Source organism: Legionella anisa, from assembly GCF_001467525.1.
Lineage (GTDB): Bacteria > Pseudomonadota > Gammaproteobacteria > Legionellales > Legionellaceae > Legionella > Legionella anisa.
Genome location: NZ_LNXS01000022.1, coordinates 236,107 through 260,218, shown reverse-complemented (window position 1 = coordinate 260,218; position 24,112 = coordinate 236,107). Strand labels below are relative to the sequence as shown.

Genomic DNA, 24,112 nt, shown 5'->3' with positions numbered 1-24,112 from the left:
GCAAACAACGTACAGGTGAGTACATCCGGATTCCCAGCCGGTACCTCGATTACCAGCAATACCTGCATGGGCACATTAAATGCCGGCGCGGCCTGTGACATCATCATCACCCCGGGTGGTACGGCCAGCCCCGATATCACTGCTAATGCCTGTACCACATCACCAGGGACTCAGCCTGTGCCAACCACGGTTACAGTGTAACCGCCGTTAATGCGCCCGCAACGAACATCAATGTTTTGGTACTAGGATATGGCTGTATTTACCAAGGCGGCTTTTTATTTTCTGTTGATGACTCCACCCCTAATACCGGCAGTATTGGCGGGAAAGTAGCGGCATTGACAGATGAGGAAGAAAGTCCGGGCGACTTTGAATTCCAATGGGCAACGGTATCAGATGACACAGCGGCGGATAGTATCACGGATGGACTTGCCAATACCAATGTTCTTGCAACCCCTGTAGGTCAATATCCGGGGACGCAAGCTTGTTTGAATAAAGTTGACCAGGGATTTACTGACTGGTTCATGCCAGCGATTTGCGAACTTGGACGGTTTGTAGGTATAGGTCTGGATGCAGGTTGTGGCACTACCAACCCTAACTTATATAGCACTTTACATACGAATAATTTGGGCGGTTTTGCCGATGTCGTCTACTGGAGTTCAACGGAATTTGACGACTTCGACGCGTGGCTCCAGGACTTCCTCGGTGGCGCCCAGCTCGCCGTCCTTAAGGGCAGCGATCTTCGGGTTAGGTGCGTTCGGGCTTTTATTCCTTAAACCCTTTTTCCCTTTTCTTTTGAGGCAGCGCAGCTGCCTCATGATAAGTCTTTTACACTCTTAAATTTATTAGAACTTGTATAATGAACAACTTTCTGGCTAAATTGAAATATTGCTTGCATCATAGGGGATTTTCATGTTAAAGCGGGATATTTCAACGACTAACATTCTAATTGTTTCTGCCGGGGGGATGATTGGATCGGGGTGGTTGTTTAGCCCGTTTATTAGTGCGCAAATGGCAGGTAGCAATTCATTGATTTCTTGGGTTATTGCTGCTGTTTTTATGATTTTTATTGCCTTGCCTTTATGTGAGTTGGGTACAATGTTTCCAATTTCTGGCGGCATGTCTAATTATCCAACGTTTACCCATGGAAAAGAAGTTGGTTTTTTATTCGCGTGGACATCTTGGTTGTCTTATGTTGTTATGACTCCAATAGAGATACAGGCAATTCTGCAGTATTCAAGTCATTTTTTTCCAATATTAATTGACAAAAACTCAACAACATTCACTCTTTCAGGATATGGTTATGTTGCTGCAATGGCTATCATGCTCTTTGTCGTCATATTGAACTCTTACGGAATTAAGTTGCTTGTTGAATGTAATAAATATGCAAGTATCATTAAATTTATATTACCAAGTATTGCAATTGTTTCATTGCTTCACGTCGCACCAACCATGGATAATGTCACAATTAGTTTGTCGGATAAAGAAAGTTGGGTGAATATTTTTACTGCGCTTTCTGCTGGGGGTATTGCCTTTGCGTTCACTGGATTTCAAAACGGTTTGGTACTGGCAGGAGAAGTAAAAAATCCACAACGAAATATTCCTATTGCTATTTTAGGTGCTGTGCTGATTGGTTTTGTTTTGTATTTCATGCTGGAATTGAGCTTTCTCGCAGCAGTGCCTCAGAAATATCTAACTCAGGGTTGGCATGCCTTAAGTTACCCAGGCGATAGCGGGCCTTTAGTGGGTTTGACTTTGCTTTTAGGTCTAGGTGTTGTGGCAACTATATTGATGATTGATGCCGCTTTTTCTCCTTTTGGGACAACTTTAGTTTATACTGCTGCAACGTCCAGGATTTTATATGGAATGGCCTTAAATGATCATTTACCCAAAATCTTTTTAAAGGTAAATCGTCATAAAATTCCTTATGTAACTCTTTATGCAAACTTATTAGTTGGAATGTTATCTTTTCTTCCTTTTCCTGGATGGCAGAAGTTGGTCGCTTTTCTTTCTTCTGCAAGTATTCTTTCTTACAGTATTGGCCCTATATGTCTTTTAGCGATGCGGAAATTACAGCCGTTAACTCCAAGACCTTTTAGACTTTCAGGAGCGATAGTTTGTTCACATATCGCATTTTATTTTTGTAATTTAATGCTGTATTGGTGTGGATTTTCAATTATATGGAAGCTGGATATTGCTTTGCTTATGGGTATTTTAATTTATTGTGTTTATCATCGTAAAAACTCTTGGGATAATAGCGCGCTTTTATACTGGTTTTTATTTTATATGGTTACCATACTTAGTGTTTCCTATATGGGTGTTTTTGGTGGCATAGGTATTTTAAAGTTTCCTTTTGATCTCTTAAGTTTGCTGCCCTTGAGTATTTTTATTCTCTATTCGTCCCAACGATTACTCAGTCCAATGCAACATGAGCATGTTACCGTTATGTTAGAAGAGTCAACTGAAATTTTAGAGGATAAAATTCTTACATAAAGTTTATTTAATGATATAATTGCACGGAATTTATATTTTGTTGGATTTTTATATGTGGTTGGTGGGATTATTTGACTTCAGATATTTAATCAAGCGAGTTTTTTTACTTTTAGGGATTTGCTTTCTGTCAGTTTCTTTCGCAACTGAAGTACCAATTTATGATTTTTCGATAAAATCGTATTCTCAAAATATTAATGATTATTTTCCTTCAGACAGCGATGATTATGATATTTCTCTGTTAAAGCAAGCGTATCAAGAGGGGCAACTGCAACAGTTTTATAATCACTATTATTCTGATCGTGGTGAAGGCCTTTCTCCCTGGAACGAGAAGATGGTAAATTCCGTTCTGCCCGTGGTTAAAAAGATTGAGCTGGAATTATTAGCCGAATATGACAATCAAAATAAATCCGATCAAGAACGGCATTTTGCAGAAAACTTTAAAGAACATGATGCAGTTTGGCTAAATCGTATCAAAAACAATATGGACTTACCTGCAATTGAAGGGTTAGGATATAACGAAAAGAACCGTGCTATTGCAGTAAATAATACTTTTGCACGTGCGCTTCCGGATCATGCTCCGGATTTTTTTCATTTCACGATGCCAGGTCAAGGTTTCCCGTTCGATAATTTACAAGAATCAGTAATTTGGGCAGGAACACCTCTCTATATATTCACTGTATCACAAGATAAATCTTGGTCATTGGTACTAACCCCAGATGCTTATTTTGCCTGGGTAAAAAGTTCAGACATTGCTTATGCTTCAAGTGGATTTATTAATGAGTGGAATAGCGCAGCCAAAAAGGGCCTTGTGGCAATCACTGAAACAGAAGCGAGCATTGTGAATCAACATCAAAACTTTCAGTTTGCGGGCTATATAGGTGCAGTATTTCCATTTCATAATCGTAATGAAAATTATATTTCTATCTTGATTCCAATAAAAAATGCAGATCAACAGGCAGTGATTCAAACTGGATTTGTGACATCGCAATCTGCAAGTCTGATGCCTCTTGAAGCCTCGAAAAAGAATATGGCTAAGATCATGAAGCAATTACAAAATCGTCCTTATGGATGGGGAGGCGCTTTCTTTTTTAATGATTGCTCCCAAGAATTAAAGAGTATTTTTACTCCATTTGGTATTTGGTTACCGCGCAATTCGGCACAACAGGCAAAATTAGGCTCAGGTATTGATCTAACTCAAAATACAGTTGATGAACGAATCAGCGCTTTAAAAGTGCAGGGACATCCCCTGATGACACTTATTTATATTGGTGGTCATGTGATGCTTTATTTAGGGAATAAGCCTGTAAACAATCATGAACTAGTTGCAATCACGTATCAGAATCTTTGGGGGCTTTCTCCTGAAAGCAAAGATAAACGTTATGTCATTGGACAATCATTGTTTTTTCCGTTGCTTAAGTATTATCCGGAAAATCCAGATGTAAGTTCACTGGCGAATAAATCTTACTTTAAGATGATTCATCTTGATGAGCTCAGCACAAAAGGAACTACACCGGAAGCGTTTTCGCGAAGTTTTATAAAACCTGATAGTCCTCATTTAATTTTATAAAATGATAAAATCTAAGTTGGCATATATTCTTTTGGTACTTTTGTTCTTTTTAATTTATCTATATGTACCGCTCACTAAAAGTTCTGCTGACCTTTGTAGTGTTGCTCATTTACAAAATGTTCCTGATTCTTCATCCCAAGTGATTCTGGTAAATCATATAAAAGGTTTTGCAGCCGAGGTTACTGCTTGTAAAAAACAAGGTCATGTATGGATGCAGGTATGGAGCTCTTTTCCGGCAGTAGTGGGTAAGAATGGGATAGCTCCTTTAGGGGAAAAAAAAGAAGGTGATATGAGAACTCCTGCTGGTTTATACCCTTTGGGCGATGCTTTTGGATCAGAGCCTCTAGCACTTAAAATGGATTTTAAATACATTACTGCTGATGATAAATTTATAGATGATGTATCCCATAGCGCTTATAATACCTGGGTGAAGGGAAATACAAACGCCAAAAGTTACGAATCGATGCTCATTGATGTATATAGAATAGGTGTGGTAGTTAATTACAACATGAATCCTGTAATTCCTGGAGCAGGAAGTGCTATTTTTATACATTTGTGGCGATCAATTCATTCTGGAACATATGGATGCATTGCTATGGATGAGCCCCATCTATTAAAACTACTTCATTGGTTGGATAAAGAGAAGCGTCCTTATGTTCTCATATCAAGTATATTTTCTTAAAAAATAAAATGAAATCCAGATCATGATGTGAGTCAAAATACCTTAATTAGGGTAATTAGGGGTTGCACTTCTACTCTGAATGGGTAAAGCTATGTTTTATGTTTCTTATAGGGTACATGTCGTGCGTTATTCTAATTATTTATGTTTCTTTGCTGCTCTTTTCTTGAGTCAAATAGGAAATTCTCAAACGCTTTCAGAGAAAATAGATGAGATTATTGCGCAGAAATTGCCTCATGCAACCGTTGGCATTCTCATTAAGGAAGCAGAGACGGGGAAAGTGGTTTACAGTCGAAATGCAGATAAATTACTTGCTCCAGCCAGTGGCATGAAGTTGCTTACAGCGGCAGCAGCGCTGTATCAATTAAAGCCAGACTATCGTTTTATAACAACACTTTCTCAAAAAGAACAAGATTATTATATTCATTTTACAGGCTCACCGTCTTTTACCGTAGATAATTTGGCTTCATTATTGGTTCATTTGAAAAAAAATAACGTAGACGCAATAAAGGGAAATGTGATAATTGATAGCTCGCAATATCAGGATCCATATTATCCAAGTGGCACATCGTATGATGATTTAGGCTGGTATTATGCTGCCCCAGATACAGCAGCAATATTAAATGAAAACAAAGTAGCTTATGAATTGAGCAGTGCAAAAGAATTAGAAAAACCTGTAACGATCAAACTAAAGAAAAACCAGCCCAAAGTACTGACTCTTGTTAATGAAGTGGTTACAGTGAGTAAAGAAGAGGAAAAAGATCATTGCAGCCTGAATCTTGAAGTGAAACCTAATAATACTATTCGCTTATATGGCTGTAAGATCCAAGAAGAAAATCCAAAATTAATAGAACTTGCTATCCCCGATCCTATGTTATTTGTCAAACAAGTGATCCAAAAAACTTTTGATAAAAATAGTATTGCTTTGAAAGGAAAAATTGTTACAGGAGTAACGCCAACTGATACTCATTTTGTTGCCAGTTTTCAATCAAAAACACTCAGTAAATTGATTGCGCATATGTTACAACAATCTGATAATCTTTATGCAAACAGCCTTACCAAAAAATTAGGTTACTCTTTAACTGGAAAAGGGACTCATAAAGAAGGGGCATATGCTATTAAAAAAATATTATCTGAGCATACGCATCTGGATTTATCGCAAATGGAGATCGTTGATGGCGAAGGAACACGCTATAATTTGGTGACTCCAGAACAAATGGTGATTTTGCTTAATGATCTTTATCATGATAAAGATATGAAAACTATTTTCTTTAAAGCCTTACCGCAAGCAGGAGTTTCAGGAACTCTAAAGGATAGAATGAAGAAAACCATGCTCGAGAAAAAAGTTTATGCCAAAACGGGTTCAATGCATGATATCTCTTCATTATCTGGTTTTATTATTAATCCACACGACAAGACTTTTATTTTTTCAATTATTGTCAATGGAGTGAATAAACCGCTAGGAAAAGCTAAGACACTTGAGGAAAAAATATTGTTGGCTTTAGATGAATATAGTTTAGAGGCGAGTCCTAGTTAATACCTCAAAAACGTACCTTTAAATACCTAATAAAATACGTGTTTTAATCATATCGTTTTCTGGCTTATACTAAAATTTATAGCGCCAAGGAAAAGAGTATGGATGAAAAGACATATTATAAAGCGTTTACGAATTTAACCGGGGTAATCTGTTTTCTTACCGGTCTTTTTGATTTATTCGTCCGGTATTTTAATGCTCATTTATCAGTTGAGTTACCTGGATATATCTTTATGAGACCAGCTACGGCTTTCTGCTTTATTTTGGCAGGCTCATCATTAATTTGTTTAAATAGAAAATTTATCCAATTTAGCCGAGTCTTAAGTAGTATTCTCTTATTGTTTTCCGGGGTTATTCTATCTGAACACATTTTTAATGTTAATTTAGGTATTGATGCATTCTTTATGAACGTCTTTTCACTGGATTTTCATCACTACCCCGGCAATATGGCATCGAGTGTTGCTTTAAGCTTTATAATTATTGCTCTTTGTTTCCTTATCATTTCATTTCACTTTTCCAATTACTGGCTTGGGTTGTGTTTATTTGGTGTCTTTTTTACCTTAAGTTTAGGATTTATTGCAACTACCAATCATTTTATTGAGTTCGCAACACATTTTGGTGCTGGACGATGGATGAAAATTTCAATTTATACTTCTTTGGGCTTAATCTTTTTAAGTTTAGCAATCATTTCCTATATTAATTCAAAAAATGTAAAGCATTCACGTGTATCCCTTCCTTTAATAACAGTTTTCGTGATTTTAAACATCACGGTTTTAGGATGGCAGTTCACTAAAAAAAATCAAGAAAACTCGTTAAATATGTTATTACAGTTGAAAGTTGAAAATGTAGAGGATGTGGTTGAATCGTATACAGCAGAACTTGCATCCTCTTTTTCAAGAATTACTTATCGTTGGCTAAATCAGCAAACTAACCCTGAAAGTGAATGGCGAGCGGATATGATGCACTATATTCATGATCAACCGGGTTACAGAGCAATTATATGGGTTGATAACAAATATGCGATACGTTGGATTGTCCCGGAGGAAGGTAATGAATTCATTAAAGAATATAACCTTTTCAATAATCCTGATCGACGCGGAGAAATGCTAAAAAGTTTAGCAAGAAATGAGTTGCAAATAAGCACTCAGTTTGATTTGGCAGAGGGAGACAGAGTAATTTTACTATTCAGCCCCATGTTACAAGAAAATCATTTCCAAGGGTTTATGGTAGGCATCCTAAATACAGAGGTATTCTTAGAAGATATTTTAAAAAAAATGGATATTCAAGGATATAATTTGAGTATCTATGATGCTTCTGGGCTTTTATATACTAATGCGCCTCGAGATCATAAATTTTACAAAGGATGGAAACACAGTATTACACTTCCTTTATATGGACAAAATTGGAGGATCGTTCTTTGGCCTTCCATTGTACTTCACAATCAGGTTATTACTTCCTTTTTCCCCGCTATGATCTTGATCATTGGAATACTTATAGCTCTGCTTTCCGGATTTTTAATTCATACACTGCAGTTTATAAAGGGGAACTCTGAGAAATTAAAGCGAACACAAACTGAGCTAGCAAATGCACGTGAACGTTTGCAAGGAATTATCGAAGGCAGCAGTGATTTAGTTGCTGCAATTGATTTGAATTATGATTTTATTGCATTTAATACAATGTATAAATGTGAGGTTTATCGTATTTTCAAAATTGATTTAGAAGTTGGTATGAATTTCCGAGCGCTTTTACAGAAAATGAGTGTTGAAAATCAAAAAAAAGCGATGTCGCTTTGGGAAAGAGCAATGAAAGGTACCGGATTCACAGTAGTTGAGTCATTTAAAGACAAACGATATGACGGATTAGATTTTGAAATACATTACAATCCTATCCATGATTCAGAGGGTAAGCTTATTGGTGTAAGTCATTTTGCAATCAATGTTCATCAGCGCATTCAAAATGAAAAAAAACTGGAGGAGTCCAAAGTAGAGCTGGAAAATGTAGTTAAAAGTCTTGAAATTCAAAATAAAGAGTTGGAGTTATTGAAAGAGCTAATGAGTTTCTTGCAATCAAGTCTTTCTATGGATGATGCGATTGAAATAATTAAAAATTACAGTAAACGAATTTTATCAGGAACTTCGGGGATTGTTTATCTTATTTCTTCAGACAATTTAAACTTGATTAGCAGAGTACTGAGCTGGGGGGAACCGGTTTCTAATTTATTCCTTTTTACACCTAAGGATTGCCTCTCTTTATTACGACATCAATCTTATTATATTGCTGATACAACGGAAGGTGTTTTGTGTAACCATATTAAAAATGGTGAAAAAAAACCTATAAGCTATGCCTGTTTACCTTTATTTGCTCAAAATGAAATGTTAGGTTTATTTTATGTTGAATTTGGCTTAAATACGGATAATCAACGATTGATTGCGTTGGCGCAAATTATCTCCGAACAGTCTGCATTAAGTATATACAATATTAAGCTTCGTGATGTTCTAAAAACCCAATCTACTCAAGATAGTCTAACTGGTGTTTATAATCGACGCTTTTTTGAAGAGTACTTGCAAAAAGAAATTTTAAAAGCTAAAAAACATCCATTTACATTCGCTCTTTTATTAATCGATATTGATTATTTTAAGAAAGTGAATGACACCTATGGACACTTGGTGGGTGATCAGGTTCTTTTAGAGTTTGCAACAAAAATACGACAAATATGTCGACAAGATGATTTAATATCTCGCTGGGGTGGTGAGGAGTTTATGATTTTTTTACGAATTGCTAATTTGGATGCCGCCAAATCGAAAGCAGAAGCAATTCGGGAGTCTATTGAGAAGTTTTCAATTGAAATCAATCAGGAAAAACCTATTTCGGTTACCATATCAATTGGAATTGCTTTTTATCCTTATGATGGTAAGAAAGTAGATGACTTAATATCAAAAGCTGATGAAGCACTTTATCAGGCAAAAAAAATGGGTCGTAATAAAGTTGTAGCTAGCTCAAGCATGCATCAAAATAAAAATCATTAACTAGGGTCTGTTTACATTTCTACTATCTTGTTATTGATAAAAAAATCTGGATAATCGCTTATTATTTTGATGAGTAGAAGCAATGAATACTGAAAAATTATTTTCCTATGGCACGTTACGTTATGAGGCAGTGCAACTGAGCAATTTTGGACGAAAATTACATGGAACAGCAGATACTCTTCCAGGATTCGGCATGTCTAAAATAAAGATCAAAGATATCGATGTTATTACTACAAGTGGTGACGAGGAGCATCCCATTATCACGTATACTGGGAAATTTACAGACAGCATAGAAGGCATGGTATTTGATGTGAGTATCGAAGAACTAAAGAAAGCAGACTCATATGAGGTTGAAGATTATAAACGAGTCAAAGTGAAGTTAGCTTCAGGGGTATTTGCCTGGGTATATGTTCATGTTGAGAGTGTAGAATAACACTAAGAAATGGATTCCCGTTTGCACGGGAACGAGATTAAAGAAATCATTGACGATTCATTAAGCCTCACAACTAAGGCTTAATGAACAATTTTTTAATGAACTGTGCGATGTTCATCTTTAACCCATCTCATCAAAAATGCACCGATTATTTGGTATAAAGGTAAAACAGCCAAGCCAATATGATAACTAAATAATGAAAAGCCATGAGAAACATCTGCATTACTAAAAATATCAAGAAGTTTTCCTATTGCTGGTTCAGTAATTGCATCCAGGAAGGCATCACTTGCATTGATTAAAGAGGTTACTGTACCTGCCAGATATAATGGATTGGATTCTTTCCCGATTACAAAAACTATTGGAAATGCTCCCAAACTAAAACCAAAGAGAAAAAGTAGTACGCTCAATAACCAAATTGGCATAGGGTGAGCGTAGATGACCAAACTAATGGATAAAGCAGAAATCAATGTGCTGTAAAACATAAATGCACAGCGATTTTGAATGCGATTAATAAATAAAGCAAATACAGGGCATGCAATCGCCAATCCGACAAATACTAAAGAAATAAGAGATGGGGCAACTAATTTATCTAAATGATATGCTTTTTGTAAAAAAGGATTTCCCCATAAACCACAAAAAATAACTATGGGAGAAAATGCTAAACCACTATATCCGGTTAACAACCAGTTTTGTTTATTTTTTACAATTAATAAAATATCTTGCCATAAATGTGGGTTTTTAGAAGCATGAGGAGTTTTGGATTCTGAGGGTTCAATGGAGAAAGAAGGTTTGTCTTTAACAATAAAAAAGAACAAGAAGGCCAATATGATGCCCATCCAGGCCATATAAACTAAACTGGTTCTCCATCCTACCTGACTAATCAACCATGCGAGTGGCATTTGTCCAAAAATTGCTCCTACCATTGCGGCAGTAACAAGTAAGGAGGTTAGCAACGCATAATGTTTTTTAGGAAACCATACTGCTGCTAATTTGAAATAGGCGATGGAAGCAAAAGAAACGCCAACTCCGGTCAAGGCACGCCCCCAAATAGCGGTGTTTAATTCCTGAGCCTGAGAAAAAATATAAATTCCAAAGGCACAACAAAAAATCGCTCCTGTTGTAACCCATCGTGTGCCATAGCGATCGAGAACGATTCCTACAAATAGTGGTACGATAAGATAGGTCCAGAAATAAACTCCGGATAAAACACCAAGGCCTAATCCCTGTAGATTAAATGTATCCATCAATTGTTGAGGCATTACACTCGGAAAGTTTTGGAGGATGTATTTATAAAATAAAAATGCAGCGCATAAACTAATGATAAAAAGAGCGCGGTAGGTTATTGTTTTTTGTTGCTGCGATGCGCCTGCATCAAGTGTGTTTCCCACGGTGAATCTCCTCAATTTCGTTAAATCATATCTCTTGATTATTCGGCCTTCTCCCTAGAGAGGCTGAATAATCAAAGACGCGACTCTAGGGCGAGGAGAGAAACACCACGACCACCACTACAACCACTGAAACGATAGAAACAATAGCACGCACCAACCCAGCAGAGCTGCTTAAAAAAATTGGATGTCTCGAGTTATTGTTCATATATATTGCAGAGTGAAAAATAAATTGTTAATTATCCTGATGATACCAATTAGTGTTAATTCGTGTCAAATAAATTATCAAAAAAGAATAGAGTAACAACAGGCACAACATGATAGGGCGGGTAGGATAAGCGTTTGAGCAGAGGTATCCGAGACATGAATGTCTCGGATTATCTGACCTCTTGAATTCAACTGCTTAGATAGTATTTCGATTATTTTTTATATTTTAATTTTGAATCTTCTTCTGCTTCTGGTACGGGAATATCAGGCATCAACATTCTGAATTTGTTAAACCAACTATATCTTCTCTCTGGAGGCATAATTACACCAGGTCTCACTTCATTGATTAGTTCTTGTAATGCACCTTTTCTCTCAGGTGGAACTACTGCCTCAAGCTCATGACGGGCGTTAAGAATATCTTGCGGACGTGGAGCAGGGGCATGAGATGGTACTAAACGCTCTAACATGAGTGAATAACTGCTTTTGGGTTGCGGTTTTGGTGTCATGCTGAAGGGTGTTTTTTCTGGTAGAAGTTGCAATTTAGTTGTTTGAACGTGATCTATGCGGTTCAGCAACGATTGTGCACGGCTTTGGCAAGAATGAGTTCGTTCCCTAAGCGATTCTACGTCATGTTTCATTTGATCGTTGTGGAAAAAGTTAACGGTGCAAATATTAGATCGTGACTCGTCATAATTTAGTTTTGCTTGCAGCCAGTCTTCTTCAGTTAATTGGCGCTCAGGGGCTATATCTTCTGAAAAATAGGCATATGAATCTCCATATCGTCGATAACGAGACATATGACTTGGATCGATAATAAATTGTGCTTGACCGAAATCGTAAACTCGTTCCAACTGAGAGTTAAGAAGAATTCTTTCGTTTCTCAAAATTTGCAGCGCTTGAGACAGCCCGCGTTCTTGCAATCTTAGACCTACTTCTGCGCGCGCACGGTACGTGGGTGACTCATGTATCTGTTCTGGTTCATTTAATCGAACTCTGACTCGCTCAAGTAATTGTTGGAATAATTGTTCAGAAGTCTGAGGAGGCTGCAGGAGTTGCGTTTGATGAAAGGAAAGTCGCTCTTCCAACATGCTAATTCTTCTATCAATACGTTCTTTTGTCCGCTGCACTTCTGTGGTATCACTTAAAGTGGGTGGAATTGGTGCTGCTTGCTGTGCCCTAAGAGTCGCGAGCTGTGTTGTCAAGGTTGCTATTTGTTGACTTGCATGGGCAACATAGTGCGTTATTGGCTGATTATTGAATAGAGGTACTTGCAGATAGGCGTTAAGCTGATCCAGATCATCAGTGAGATAAGCATGATTTTCTTCCATTAATAACACTTCTTCTTCAAGTGCTTCTAACTCTTCTTCTACTTCAAGTAAGTTTTCTTCTAGTTTTCTTAGTTCTTTATCAAGCTCTTGAATCTTATTGGCACGTGCGTAGGCGTCAACCATATTTGTTGCAATGGAGTTGCCCTTTTTCCCTTCAGCTTTTACATCTTTAAGTTTTTGATCAATTTGTTGTTGCGTTTGCTCGCTCACATGTTCTGCCTGTGCTTTACTCTTTTCAATAAATGACATAAGAAGGAAAAGTAGACGTTGCTGACGGAGCAGTTCTTCTGCACTTTTTTCCCTAATATATTGAATTTCTGCCTCTTCCTCCATGATTGCTTTAGCGATCATATTTATAGTTTCGTTACCGCCGAATGTTTTAAGAAATTCAATCACCTGTGCAGCATCGTATAGTCCATAACGAGCAAGAAATTGAGCTGCTAAAGAGGCGTCTGTTTCGGTTGTAGTGGACCCATTGCCTTTTTCTATATTTGCAAACCATTGTTCAAGCTGGCTTGAAGTCAAGGTCATTGGGGCATTTTGAGTCGGTGAGGGGGTAGTGGCCACGAGGAACTCCAGTATATAAGTACTGTACAAATTATAAACTTTTTCGAACTTAAAGTAAAGCACTTGTTTTAGTAATAATCAGCGAAATCAAGATGTTAATTTGGTGGTTAATACATGACTAGCCTAAGCGGGTTGCATTATGAGTGTTTTCCCATGGTTTTATGAAGAAGAGTTTTCTATGACATACAATTTAAAATCACTCAGCTATGATACCTCGAGCTAGCTCTTTAAAAGTAGTGCATTAAGATGCGTAGAAACTCTATCAATTTTAACACGAGGAGGAGCTATTTCTTCGATTAGGTCATAGAGCCACTTAAGATATTCTAAAATAAAAAAATTCCATATTTTCATATTGTTAAAGTATTATTGTTGATGGTGAAAACCCAAAAAAGAAAGTAAATAATGTATCAGAAGTTAGGCATATAGGAGTAGTAAATGAAAAGAATAACTATAAAAAAAGCACTCAAAAGATATGATAAGAATAAAGGCTATGGACGAACCCTTATAAAAGAAGAGCCTCATGTTAAAGAATTACGTAATTTTTATGATGAATTGAAGGAGGATAATTTATCTCCTTCCTCATTACTGAAATTAGCCCAAATTTTAATAGGCAAAAACACACGGACGGAGATGAGTGAAAGTGGCAAAACGTTCGAAGGATTAGTTAATCAACTAGGTGGGTATGAGGCGCTTGATACCTTAAATGCTGCAAAGCAACTCACAGAAGATAATGTAGCATTTCTGGAAAGGCACCCGAATGACGCGAAAGCTTTAGCTCCTCTCGTAATAACTATCTCAAAAAATATAGCAGCATCCGATAAAAAAAAAATATTTTATGCAGTGGAAAAAATAAAAAATCCTCCAGCACTAATCGCTGTTTTTAAAGAGTTAGAGTTAATTACCCAAACAAAAAATGCCTCTTTTTTTATTAATGTCTTATCTCTTTTAAATAAAGGCGATTTAAATAGCGATGAAGTATTACCCTTATTAAAAGAAACAGACATTATAATTATTAATAGCATACTGAAAACATTGGCAGAAAAAAATTCAAGTCTGGTTACTCTGCCTAATTTAATGAATATTCTAAAAGTAAAGCACCACTATATCTTTCTCGATTTGTTGAAATGCCTTCCCCCTAATCAGGAATCCCTAAGCAGTTTATTTCAAGCAAATGATGCATTGGATAAATGTTATTGGGCCAAAGATATCATTATCAATTTTAATAATGCAGGTTGGGATCTACAACCTTACTTAGAGAAAATTCTAAGTGGGAAAATTGATGATTGGGCATTAAGCTCAGCGACAGCACGATTAGTTAGAATGAAATTAAAAGCTGAGCTTTTACAGTTCATTTTATCTACTATTTTTGCCCACTCAAATGAAAGTAGTGAATTATTAGATGCAGTGGAAACCTTGAATAAAGAGGGCTGCTTAGATGACCTTTTTCTAAAAATGGCATTTGAAGTACCTAAATTTTCCAATCAGGTTGCTGCAGCTCTTGTGACACTTCAAAAGGCACAACTTTATAACGAAACCACAAAAATATATGTTTGTGTAAGACGAGAGTACGCTTTGGGTTTGGCTCAGTTTTGGGTTCAATTTTCTAAAACAGAGTGCTCAAACCCAGCTCCACGTGTGACTATGTTGCAACAACCGCAATGCGCTCCCTACACTGCCGATGTGATTGAGTTTTTACGAAAAAATGAACTTCATAATGAAAGAAATATCATTGCTGTGTGTAATGCAAAATTAACTAACAACGCTTTATATAATATGTTGAATATTATGAAGGAGGCAAAAATTTTAGATCAGACGAGTTTCGATATACTTTTACCAAAATTATCCTTCATTAAAACACTGTATAGTGGGGCCAAGTGTTTAGCGAATGCTGAAAAATTAGATTCAATTAATTTTGATATATTGATTAAAGATCCTATTAATGCTGTAGCATTAGCTAAAAAAATGGGTGGAAAACCTTATCCTAAAGACTACACTTTTCTTAAAAATGCAGGAGCACAGGACTTTGCAACCATTTGTAGGAATACTCTATTATTATGTCAAGGTCACCGGCAAGGGCTTTTTTTTCCGAAAATGTCACTTGAGCAGACTCAATCTTTTGAAAAGGGTAGGAATAAAACGCTCATTGAAGCACAAAGTGAAACTTTGATAAAAATTGCTAAATATTCTGGTGACCAAGAATTAGAAGAGGAAACGGAACACCACAATGCTCAAGAAACTTATTCATCATTTAAGTTTTAATAAATAACAGTTGATCTCAATTTTTGGTAAATCGCTCATTGATATGAGCGATTATATTACTATGATTTTAAAGATGAATTAGAGAATCACTTTATATCTTCAAAGATCTAACCTTAATATCGGCAGGGAAGATTTCTTTAAAATCTCAATGATAAACAGCTTAAACCACCATCAATTTTACGAAATTCACTCACATCTACGAGGCTGACTTGAAAACCTGAACTCTGAACCATTTCTATTGAGCGAGGGAAGCCTTGAGGCATAATAACGTTGTTATTAACTCTAATGCAATTGGCTGCATAAGCTTCACTTTCTTCAACGATTAATTGTTCATAGGAGTTAAAAGCAGGATGATTCACTAATTCACCATTGACCAGCAAAAATCCATTGCCCAGATAGGAAACTCCTGTTTTTAGATGCAGAAATTTTTTAAGTTCTACGAATGTACTTTTATAGCCGTACTGAGTCAGCAAGTCAGACAATTGGCTAGCACCTTCTTTGTTGGTACGCTGTGAAATACCTATATAAAAATGATCTTCTACTTGCATGACGTCTCCTGCTTCCAATGTTCCAGGAGCTTCTATTTTATGGATTCGTCCTTTATAAAAGGTTTGGATACATGGTTCAATTAGATTAACCTCTCCCTGTCTTGAAAAGGCTCCGGGGCGCGTAAGCAGTGCGAATCGAGTTGTAAGCAGTGCAGGGTCTTCAACAAAACATGAATCAGGAAAAGTATCTGCTGCAGGTAAAACGGTTACCTCTAGACCACAGTGAATCAGTGTATTAATGTAATTTTGATGTTGCTCTAGAGCTTTTACATAGTCAGGTTGACCTAACTCTGTGGTAGAGGTTAATCCATGAATCAAATTGGGGGATGGTATTCTCACGATTGCTTGTTGAAACATAACAATTCCTTTTATAAAAAATAGAGATCTCTGCACCTGGATAGTCCCAAATCTTATCAGTCAAATCAAGAAATATGTTTTGTTTTTTAAATTGTTGGATTTGCTACTTATTGACTCCAATGACTAAGATTGTACAAGCTGATTTCAGATCGTAATCACTGCTGCTCCAGTAAACTGCCCATGACGTAGATCTGCTAGCGCCTGATTCGCTTCAGTTAATGGATAAGTATGAACTTCTGTTTTAACAGGGATTTTCGGGGCTAATGATAAAAACTCTTCGCCATCATTTCTGGTGAGGTTTGCGACAGAACAAAGAGTTCGTTCTCCCCAAAGAATACTATAAGGAAAACTGGGAATGTCGCTCATATGGATTCCAGCACAGACTACAATTCCACCTTTGATTGTGTTACGAAGTGCAAGAGGAACAAGAGCTCCTACAGGAGCAAAAATGATTGCAGCATCCAGTAAATTTGGAGCAGGCTTGTCTGAATCACCTGCCCAAGTTGCGCCCAATTTATAAGCAAATTCCTGAGCATGTTTGTCTCCAGGGCTAGTAAAGGCGTATATCTTTCGATCTTCTTTTTGTGCCACTTGAATAAGAATATGTGCTGCTGCGCCAAAACCATATAATCCCAAATGTTTGGCCTTGTTTGTTTTCAATAAAGCGCGATAACCGATTAATCCAGCACAGAAAAGAGGTGCGGCTTGATCGTCGGAATAACCCTCGGGTATAGGAAAACAAAATTGGTGGTTTGCCACACAATATTCAGCAAATCCGCCATCAATTTGATAACCAGTAAAGCGGGCCTCATCACAAAGGTTTTCACGCCCTGATAAACAAAATGAACATGTCTCACAACTCCCGCCCAACCAAGGCACTCCAATTCGTTCTCCAATTACAAAATGAGTCACTGAAGCACCAATTTTTTCAATGATGCCTACAATTTGATGACCTGGAATAAGCGGCAGTTTGGGATTTTTTAATTCTCCATCGACAACATGCAGATCCGTTCGACAAATACCGCAGGCACGTACTTTAATGAGTATCTCATTCTCTTTGGGTTCTGGTTTTTTTACTTCTTTATAAATTAATTTTTGTCCTGATTTTTCCATAACCATAGCATGCATCATAATCATCTCTTCCCTAAATCATTTTGAATGATAAATAAAATAATATTACACCTCTTACCAAACCCTACTAAAGGGGTCCATTGATTAAACTGTAGACTAAATAATGGAAATTATTTGCCTTGCCTTGACAAATTACTTTTGTGTATCAAACTGTAGTTGGTGTAGTTTACAAATCTTATTAATGGAACAAAATAAATTTAGATGGAGCTATAACATGAACACGCTATTAAAATGGAAAAAAGGAAATCCTTTTTCAATTGAACATTCTCATAATCCTTTTTTGAGCCTTCAACAGGAAGTTGATAAAGCATTTCATGATTTTTATGATATGTTTGCGTCAAATAAGAATTTATCACAATTTGAGAGTCTGAATCTTATTCCCTCAATGGATGTTGTTGAGGATAAGGATCATTTTACCATTCAAATGGAAATGCCGGGTATGGATGAAAAAGACATTAATGTGTCTTTTAGCGGTAATGTACTTACTATTACAGGTGAAAAATCGACTTCTAAAAAAAATGAGAATAAAAAATATATTTCTCGAGAAATTGGTTATGGCAAATATGAACGTTCACTCTCATTACCATCAACAGTAGATATCGATAAGGCTAAAGCTACTTTTAAAAAAGGAATGCTTTGGATTGATCTGCCTAAAAAAGCAGAAGCTAAAGGTAAATCTCGAGACATAAAAATCGACCATATAAAATAAATGTATCATTGTGCCTCAAAATATGAGGCATGATGCTTCTCTTTAAATGCGATAATTTTTTAAGTTGTTGCATCAATTTTTATTTATAGCAGGCATAAAGATGAGCGATATTGAAAATCATGTCTTTGACGAGCTTAAAATCGGCAAATCAGCGCAACTGGTACGCACATTAACTATAGAAGATATTGAGCTTTTTGCTATCATGTCAGGGGATGTGAATCCTGCGCATGTTGATGCGGAATATGCTAAAAATGACATGTTTCATAAAATTATCGCTCATGGAATGTGGAGCGCATCTCTTTTATCTACAGTTTTAGGAACGCAACTACCCGGACCTGGAACCATTTATTTAGATCAGACTCTAAAATTCGAGCATCCAGTTAGTCTTGGCGATACAATTACTGTAACACTTGAAGTGGTGAAGAAGATACCAAAAAAACATATTGTTGAGCTTGATTGTAAGTGTGTCAATCAATTGGGAAAAACAGTGATTAGCGGTCTTGCAACAGTGATTGCACCAACAACTAAAATAAAGAGAAAACGTATTGAGCTACCTACAGTAGAGCTGAAACCAAAACAAGAGCATTGGTATCATCGCTTAATTAAAGTAAAAAATTCACTAAAACCTCTTAAAACAGCTGTAGTACATCCGGTAGATGTATTGTCACTCAAAGGTGCAATTGCTTCTGCCGAAGAGGGTTTAATTATCCCTGTTCTTGTTGGCCCGAAGCAAAAAATTCTTGATGCCGCAAAAGAAGCCAATATTGATATTTCGTCATATGAACTCGTTGCAACAGAACACAGCACTGAAGCAGCTGAAAAAGCAGTAAAACTCGCTGCGACACAAAAAGTTGAAGCGATAATGAAAGGTAAACTTCATACGGACGAGTTGATGAGACCAATTGTCGCCAAAGAAAATGGTTTACGGACTGGGCGCCGTATGAGTCATGTATTCTCTCTAGAAGTACCTAGTTACTCCAAGCCTATATTTTTAACTGATGCAGTAATTAATCTTTTTCCTCATCTCAGAGAAAAATGTGACATCGTGCAAAATGCAATTGATCTGTTCCATGCACTCGAATTAGGTACTCCTAATGTTGCAATCCTTTCAGCAGTTGAAACGGTAAATGAAAAAATTCCATCTACACTCGATGCTACGGCTTTGTGTAAAATGGCTGAGCGTGGACAGATAACCGGAGGGGTTTTAGATGGTCCTTTAGCATTTGATAATGCAATTTCTATGGATTCAGCACGTACAAAAGGTATTTTTTCTCCAGTTGCTGGTAATGCAGACATCTTAGTAGTTCCTGATGTTGAGTCAGGTAATATGCTTTATAAGCAAATGACTTATTTATCACATATTGAAGCTGCTGGTATGGTATTAGGAGCTCATGTTCCCATTATTCTTACCAGCCGAGGCAGTGATGAGTTTTCGCGCAAAGCATCATGTGTCATGGCTTTGTTATACGCACGAAGAAAAAAATAGGGTCTGTTTACCTTTCTACTATCTTGGCCAAACTGTCCATTTTGACTCAATCTAGCGAAATGCAAACAGACCCTAATAAAAAAATGAGCTTATTACATTGAATGTCATTTTAAGCACTTAAATTATTCGGAGAATTATGTATGATTCAGTGGCTTTTAAGATTACTTTTTGTAATATCAGGATCAATTGCAAGTTGGTTTGTGGGGCGTGAGGAACTGAAGTTTCCTATTGTTCAAATGGTCGTTGCGGTTATTTTGGTTACCCTTATTCTAAGTACAATTGCTTTTTGGCCTGAGTTAAAAGGTTGGTTTAAGCGAATCCGTAAGGGGCGTTAATTTGGAGGGAGCAATTTAAATCAGCTTTGCAAAAATCACTCCCATATGTATTACGTTTTCATCTAAACCAAATTTACAAAGTTTTAGGACTCTGAGATGGTTCATCGGTAATTACTTCTACTCTAGATTCTTTTTTCGTAACATTTGGCAATGATTCAATGGTTTGAATCATATAGCCCATAAGAGCCTCTTTATCATTAACCGGAATACTGCTTGGAACATGTGAAAATACATGGGTTTCATCAATATCGTACATGTCATTAAGCAAATCTAATATGCCCGATTGTGCTAAATATTTTGCTTCATGCATAGTAATCACTCTGCTCTCAGGAGGAATAAGTCCCATCTCACGATTTCTCTGATTGACTAATTCAAACTCTTCTTTAAGGTAATTATCATTTTCAGTAAAACCAACTTTAACCGCACAAACACGAGGCTTAAACTCTGGATTTTCAATACATACTTCATGTACAGGTGTTTTTATACTCATCCAATGTAACATTTTTCCAGGAACAGTTAAGATGTGAGCTGCCCTTATATCCTGCATTCCTAATCCAACATAGGTTCTACCCAGTTTATTAATCATGGTGATCTCAGAGTTTCCAAGCGTTGTTTCCATGACTCCATCTATTCCCATGAAAGCTACTGTGTCGTTTATACCTTTGTCTCTTTCTTGACGTTGTTGATAACGTCGATATAACTCGGGATGAGTTGCGAGTACTTCTTTGGAGTTAATAAAGAATGGGGGCAGATTAGTTTCCAATATTGCTCCTGATGTAGGTATTATGGTACTTGTACTTGCATATCGAGCACCAAGCGCTAATGATGGGGTAAAAGAAATAAATTGAGAACTATTGTTAACAACAACATGTTCTGCAATATTATAATGGCTTATTTTTTTAAGGTTAGAGGGACATATAAATTTTTCATGGGATAGGATATCTCTCAATTCCCTGATGCTTATTCCTCTAAAAATATACCGTCCCTTACCTTGCTCCTCTATTGATTCTGCAATTTTTGGAAATTGATCTTCTTTGACAGTAAGTATCTTTTCAATAGATTGAAAAGTTTTTTTGGGTTTTGTGATAATTGGAGAAGATTCTTTTTCACCTACGAATGTTTCAACGTACTCTAATGCTTTCTGGGCGAATCTCTGTTTATCCGGATGCCGTTTTATAGCTTCTTTACCCACGTTAAAAAAAGTTCGTGCTAATTTTTTATATGCCATGATGAATACTCCTATAACATTGGAATAAAAGAGCAATAAATGTTCTTTATGATCAAAATATATCACATTGTTTGTTTTTTTGTGTAACCTAAAAATTAGTAAGAAGATCAAGTGGATAAAGATGGCACGAAGGTTTTAATAAAGAATGCAATATAGAACTTGATGTAACCCTTTGAAATATTAGTAAATACAGATGAAAATTGGTACATTATGGAAATAATAAAAATCAGGAGAGGCAAATGAAACAGCATTCACGAGGATTTTTAGCATTGGTAACAGAAGCCAAAAAACGTGTTAAAGAAATAGCACCCCAAAAATTAAAAGAAAAAATTGACCGCCATGAACCCATGCAGCTTGTCGATGTACGCGAGTTGAATGAATGGGAAACAGGTTATATTTCAACAGCAATCCACTTAAGCAAGGGGGTTATTGAGCGAGATATTGAAAAGAAAATTCCTGATTTGAATACCCAAGTGATTGTGTATTGTAGTGGTGGCTTTCGGAGTGTTCTTGCTGCAGATAACTTACAAAAAATGGGTTATACCAATGTTTCCTCATTGGAAACCGGTTTACAAGGCTGGCTTAATGAGGGGTATTCATTACACAAATAAAGTAAGCGTTCACGCCCTATTCCCCGAAAGGCTGTATTTGGCGCATCTTACGCGAAAATAACACTTCGGAAGCCTCACATACTGATCTGATGTATGCTCCGTTTCCTCAGCGTTATTTTCGCGCAACCTGCGCTCAAATCCAACCTTTCACCAAGATTCAAGCATGCCCCCTGAACAGATAACAAATAAACGAAAAGCGAGTAAATGCCTAGCTTCTCCCATGAGAGAGGGTTTTTTTGTGAACACATTTCCTTTAATGAGCAGCAGTATCCTTAAAATTGATGGTATAAGTATTATTCCAATGCCAATTGTTTCTCTGACTTGTGGCAATAACCACGGATTTTACTCTTTTTGCTTCTAATTCATTATCTTTCTTATAAAGTAATGAGAATTCAACAGTATTTTCAATAAGGGGAGAAAGCAGAAAAGTTGATTTCGCCATGTTTGCAACAAGACGATAGTGTTTTGTGGTGCCATTTCCTAGCGTCAAAGTGATTTGCAATTCTTGTGGTTTAAAGAGAATGGCTGCTACTGTGCCCAATATTGTTGGTTTTAATTCAATTTCAGCAAACAGCAGCTGTTTTTTTGGTATATCAACTTGTTCACCAAGGACATGGAACTCTCTTTTTAATAAAGTGAGGTTTGTGTGATGAGGATGCTCCTTTTTACGGAGAAATAAAAAATTATTAGTTGAATGAGTGGGTAGATAATGAGTTAGTAACAAAGGCCAGCTTGCACCATCCTCCAGTGAGGGGATCCGTTGATCAATGGGTTCAATCGTAAAAATGATGTTATCGGGCTTATGTTTTCCTTGCAGGTGTTTTTTATTGTCCTCAGCTAAGCCTTGACTGAAAACTGAGTAGCTCTGAAAGACTGGACGTGGTGACCAAATATTTTGCGAGGAGATTAAGTAAGTTTGATTGTATGAGTAAATATCAGTAGTTCCCTGTAAAATAGGGAATCCAGCTTGCTCGCGTATGAAGTTCATCGTAAAAGTAAAATTTTTTTCGAGCCAGAAAGGGTCTTGTATTCTGCTTTTTAAACCATGCCATGCACTGGAGTAGGTAGAAATGAAGTTATCACGAATTGATATGCGAGTATACTGACTATTAATATAATACCAGCTGTTTAATGACACAAAAATAAGTAAATAACTGACCCATGAATTAAAAATAAAAAATAAAAAAAGTGCTGCAAGCAAGATAGAAGTTCCTGGTATAAATGCGTGACCAGAATGACGCGTAAAACCTGTTTTAAAAGAAACAAATAAAAAAACAAAATACATACTCAGTAAAAATATTTTTGCACCGCGTGGCATTTGTTTTCGCCATGAAATGGCTAAGAAAATTAACACACAAGTTAGCAAATAGAAAATGACCTCATTTATATTTCCGCCAGAAGACATCGCCTCAGTAAATCCTGATGCGATAACGAGAGAACTGATGAGGTACTGAGACAAAGAGGATAAAGGTTGTCCTGCTGCAAGCCAAAATATAACGATTGATACTGATGGCGCGGCCAGGCAAATCAAAGCCAGTTCTTTTTTATTGTGGGCAAGAAAAAAAATAAAACAAATAATGAGCATAAGAAGGCAAATAATGAGCATTGAGCCCTTGATTAATGCCATTAAGCCAAATGGAGCAAATAGAAAAAAAGTAAACACCAGAAGAGAGTGATTTTCAATTTTATTCTTTAAAAAGAGGATCTTAAAGCTGACTAATCCTGCAAGCAAGGGGTAAGAAAAAAATAGAGAGTCTCGGGCATACATCATGCCTAAAAAAGGCACACAATAAATTAGAGTCCAGTACCATCGATTTGGTTTCATTAAAAAAAGAAGAGAAATCCAGTAGCATAGTGCTAAGTAAAGACATCCAATAATCATCAAAAGATCAGTTGATGGGTGATAGGTTTTTGTATATAGAAATGAATAAGGACCTAGGGTAAATATTATTTCTTTGCCAAAAGCTAAACCTTGAGCAACTGCTTGATTTAAACCCAGTGCCCATGAAGGGTCAATTCCCGGTGCTGGCATTTTGGGAGAGAAGGGAACAAAAGCACTTATGATAATCAGCAATAGGATTAGTTTACTTAAAACATCAAAGAGTTTATTCGCATTGTCGATAAGTATTCCTTGTGTATTCCTCAATGTAGACATCCATAGTTCCAATTTTTTAAACGTAGTGTAGCTTGGGTGATATTGTGGAACAACCCTCATCCTAACTTCTTTCCCAT

Annotated in this window: 18 protein-coding genes; 12 read left to right on the top strand and 6 right to left on the bottom strand. The window is 36.6% G+C overall.

What is annotated here, in order from left to right:
• Positions 1–236 precede the first annotated feature (236 nt).
• The 7 genes from Lani_RS20590 (at position 237) to Lani_RS08410 (ending at position 9,729) form a co-directional block, all read left to right on the top strand.
• Positions 237–773, top strand: coding sequence for an Lcl C-terminal domain-containing protein (locus Lani_RS20590; RefSeq protein ID WP_019232382.1), 537 nt, complete (start codon positions 237–239; stop codon positions 771–773).
• A 136-nt stretch (positions 774–909) separates the two neighbouring features.
• Positions 910–2,490: an APC family permease gene (locus Lani_RS08435; RefSeq protein WP_019232381.1), complete on the top strand. Its 1,581-nt coding sequence runs from the start codon at positions 910–912 to the stop codon at positions 2,488–2,490.
• Positions 2,491–2,542: 52 nt separating this feature from the next.
• Complete coding sequence (locus Lani_RS08430; protein WP_019232380.1) at positions 2,543–4,057, top strand: SH3 domain-containing protein; 1,515 nt, start codon at positions 2,543–2,545, stop codon at positions 4,055–4,057.
• Position 4,058: 1 nt separating this feature from the next.
• The gene (locus Lani_RS08425; protein WP_040521993.1) at positions 4,059–4,739 is read left to right on the top strand and encodes a L,D-transpeptidase family protein; all 681 of its coding nucleotides are present in this window, start codon (positions 4,059–4,061) and stop codon (positions 4,737–4,739) included.
• Positions 4,740–4,830: 91 nt separating this feature from the next.
• Entirely contained in the window at positions 4,831–6,273 is a 1,443-nt protein-coding gene (gene dacB, locus Lani_RS08420; protein WP_019232378.1) for a D-alanyl-D-alanine carboxypeptidase/D-alanyl-D-alanine endopeptidase, read from the top strand.
• Positions 6,274–6,371: 98 nt separating this feature from the next.
• Positions 6,372–9,296, top strand: a complete 2,925-nt coding sequence (locus Lani_RS08415) for a diguanylate cyclase (RefSeq protein ID WP_019232377.1) — start codon at positions 6,372–6,374, stop codon at positions 9,294–9,296.
• 82 nt (positions 9,297–9,378) lie between these two features.
• Complete coding sequence (locus Lani_RS08410) at positions 9,379–9,729, top strand: gamma-glutamylcyclotransferase family protein (protein WP_019232376.1); 351 nt, start codon at positions 9,379–9,381, stop codon at positions 9,727–9,729.
• Positions 9,730–9,824: 95 nt separating this feature from the next.
• On the opposite strand, the gene Lani_RS08405 is transcribed toward Lani_RS08410, so the two are convergent.
• Complete coding sequence (locus Lani_RS08405) at positions 9,825–11,117, bottom strand: MFS transporter (RefSeq protein ID WP_058388505.1); 1,293 nt, start codon at positions 11,115–11,117, stop codon at positions 9,825–9,827.
• Between the two features lie 416 nt (positions 11,118–11,533).
• Entirely contained in the window at positions 11,534–13,216 is a 1,683-nt protein-coding gene (locus Lani_RS08400) for a hypothetical protein (protein ID WP_058388504.1), read from the bottom strand.
• A gap of 435 nt (positions 13,217–13,651) precedes the next feature.
• On the opposite strand from Lani_RS08400, the gene Lani_RS08395 reads away from it, so the two are divergent.
• Positions 13,652–15,475, top strand: coding sequence for a hypothetical protein (locus Lani_RS08395; RefSeq protein WP_058388503.1), 1,824 nt, complete (start codon positions 13,652–13,654; stop codon positions 15,473–15,475).
• Positions 15,476–15,612: 137 nt separating this feature from the next.
• Here the strand turns inward: Lani_RS08395 and Lani_RS08390 are convergent, their stop codons facing one another.
• Together Lani_RS08390 and Lani_RS08385 are read right to left on the bottom strand one after the other, a co-directional pair.
• On the bottom strand, positions 15,613–16,380 hold the full coding sequence (locus tag Lani_RS08390; RefSeq protein ID WP_019232372.1) for a dimethylarginine dimethylaminohydrolase family protein: 768 nt from the start codon (positions 16,378–16,380) through the stop codon (positions 15,613–15,615).
• 144 nt (positions 16,381–16,524) lie between these two features.
• A complete protein-coding gene (locus Lani_RS08385) occupies positions 16,525–17,508 on the bottom strand; it encodes a zinc-dependent alcohol dehydrogenase family protein (protein ID WP_040522027.1) in 984 nt (327 codons plus the stop codon).
• Positions 17,509–17,725: 217 nt separating this feature from the next.
• On the opposite strand from Lani_RS08385, the gene Lani_RS08380 reads away from it, so the two are divergent.
• The 3 genes from Lani_RS08380 (at position 17,726) to Lani_RS08370 (ending at position 20,041) form a co-directional block, all read left to right on the top strand.
• On the top strand, positions 17,726–18,220 hold the full coding sequence (locus Lani_RS08380; protein WP_019232370.1) for an Hsp20/alpha crystallin family protein: 495 nt from the start codon (positions 17,726–17,728) through the stop codon (positions 18,218–18,220).
• A gap of 100 nt (positions 18,221–18,320) precedes the next feature.
• Positions 18,321–19,706, top strand: coding sequence for a bifunctional enoyl-CoA hydratase/phosphate acetyltransferase (locus Lani_RS08375; RefSeq protein WP_019232369.1), 1,386 nt, complete (start codon positions 18,321–18,323; stop codon positions 19,704–19,706).
• A 140-nt stretch (positions 19,707–19,846) separates the two neighbouring features.
• Positions 19,847–20,041: a hypothetical protein gene (locus Lani_RS08370; protein WP_019232368.1), complete on the top strand. Its 195-nt coding sequence runs from the start codon at positions 19,847–19,849 to the stop codon at positions 20,039–20,041.
• Between the two features lie 73 nt (positions 20,042–20,114).
• On the opposite strand, the gene Lani_RS08365 is transcribed toward Lani_RS08370, so the two are convergent.
• Entirely contained in the window at positions 20,115–21,269 is a 1,155-nt protein-coding gene (locus Lani_RS08365; RefSeq protein ID WP_019232367.1) for a hypothetical protein, read from the bottom strand.
• A 239-nt stretch (positions 21,270–21,508) separates the two neighbouring features.
• Here Lani_RS08365 and Lani_RS08360 point away from each other — a divergent pair, with 239 nt between their 5' ends.
• Entirely contained in the window at positions 21,509–21,880 is a 372-nt protein-coding gene (locus tag Lani_RS08360; protein WP_019232366.1) for a rhodanese-like domain-containing protein, read from the top strand.
• A gap of 253 nt (positions 21,881–22,133) precedes the next feature.
• Here Lani_RS08360 and Lani_RS08355 read toward each other — a convergent pair whose 3' ends face one another.
• Positions 22,134–24,035 carry a hypothetical protein gene (locus Lani_RS08355; RefSeq protein WP_058388502.1) on the bottom strand — a complete coding sequence of 634 codons (1,902 nt, stop codon included), beginning with the start codon at positions 24,033–24,035 and terminating at the stop codon, positions 22,134–22,136.
• Positions 24,036–24,112: the final 77 nt, after the last annotated feature.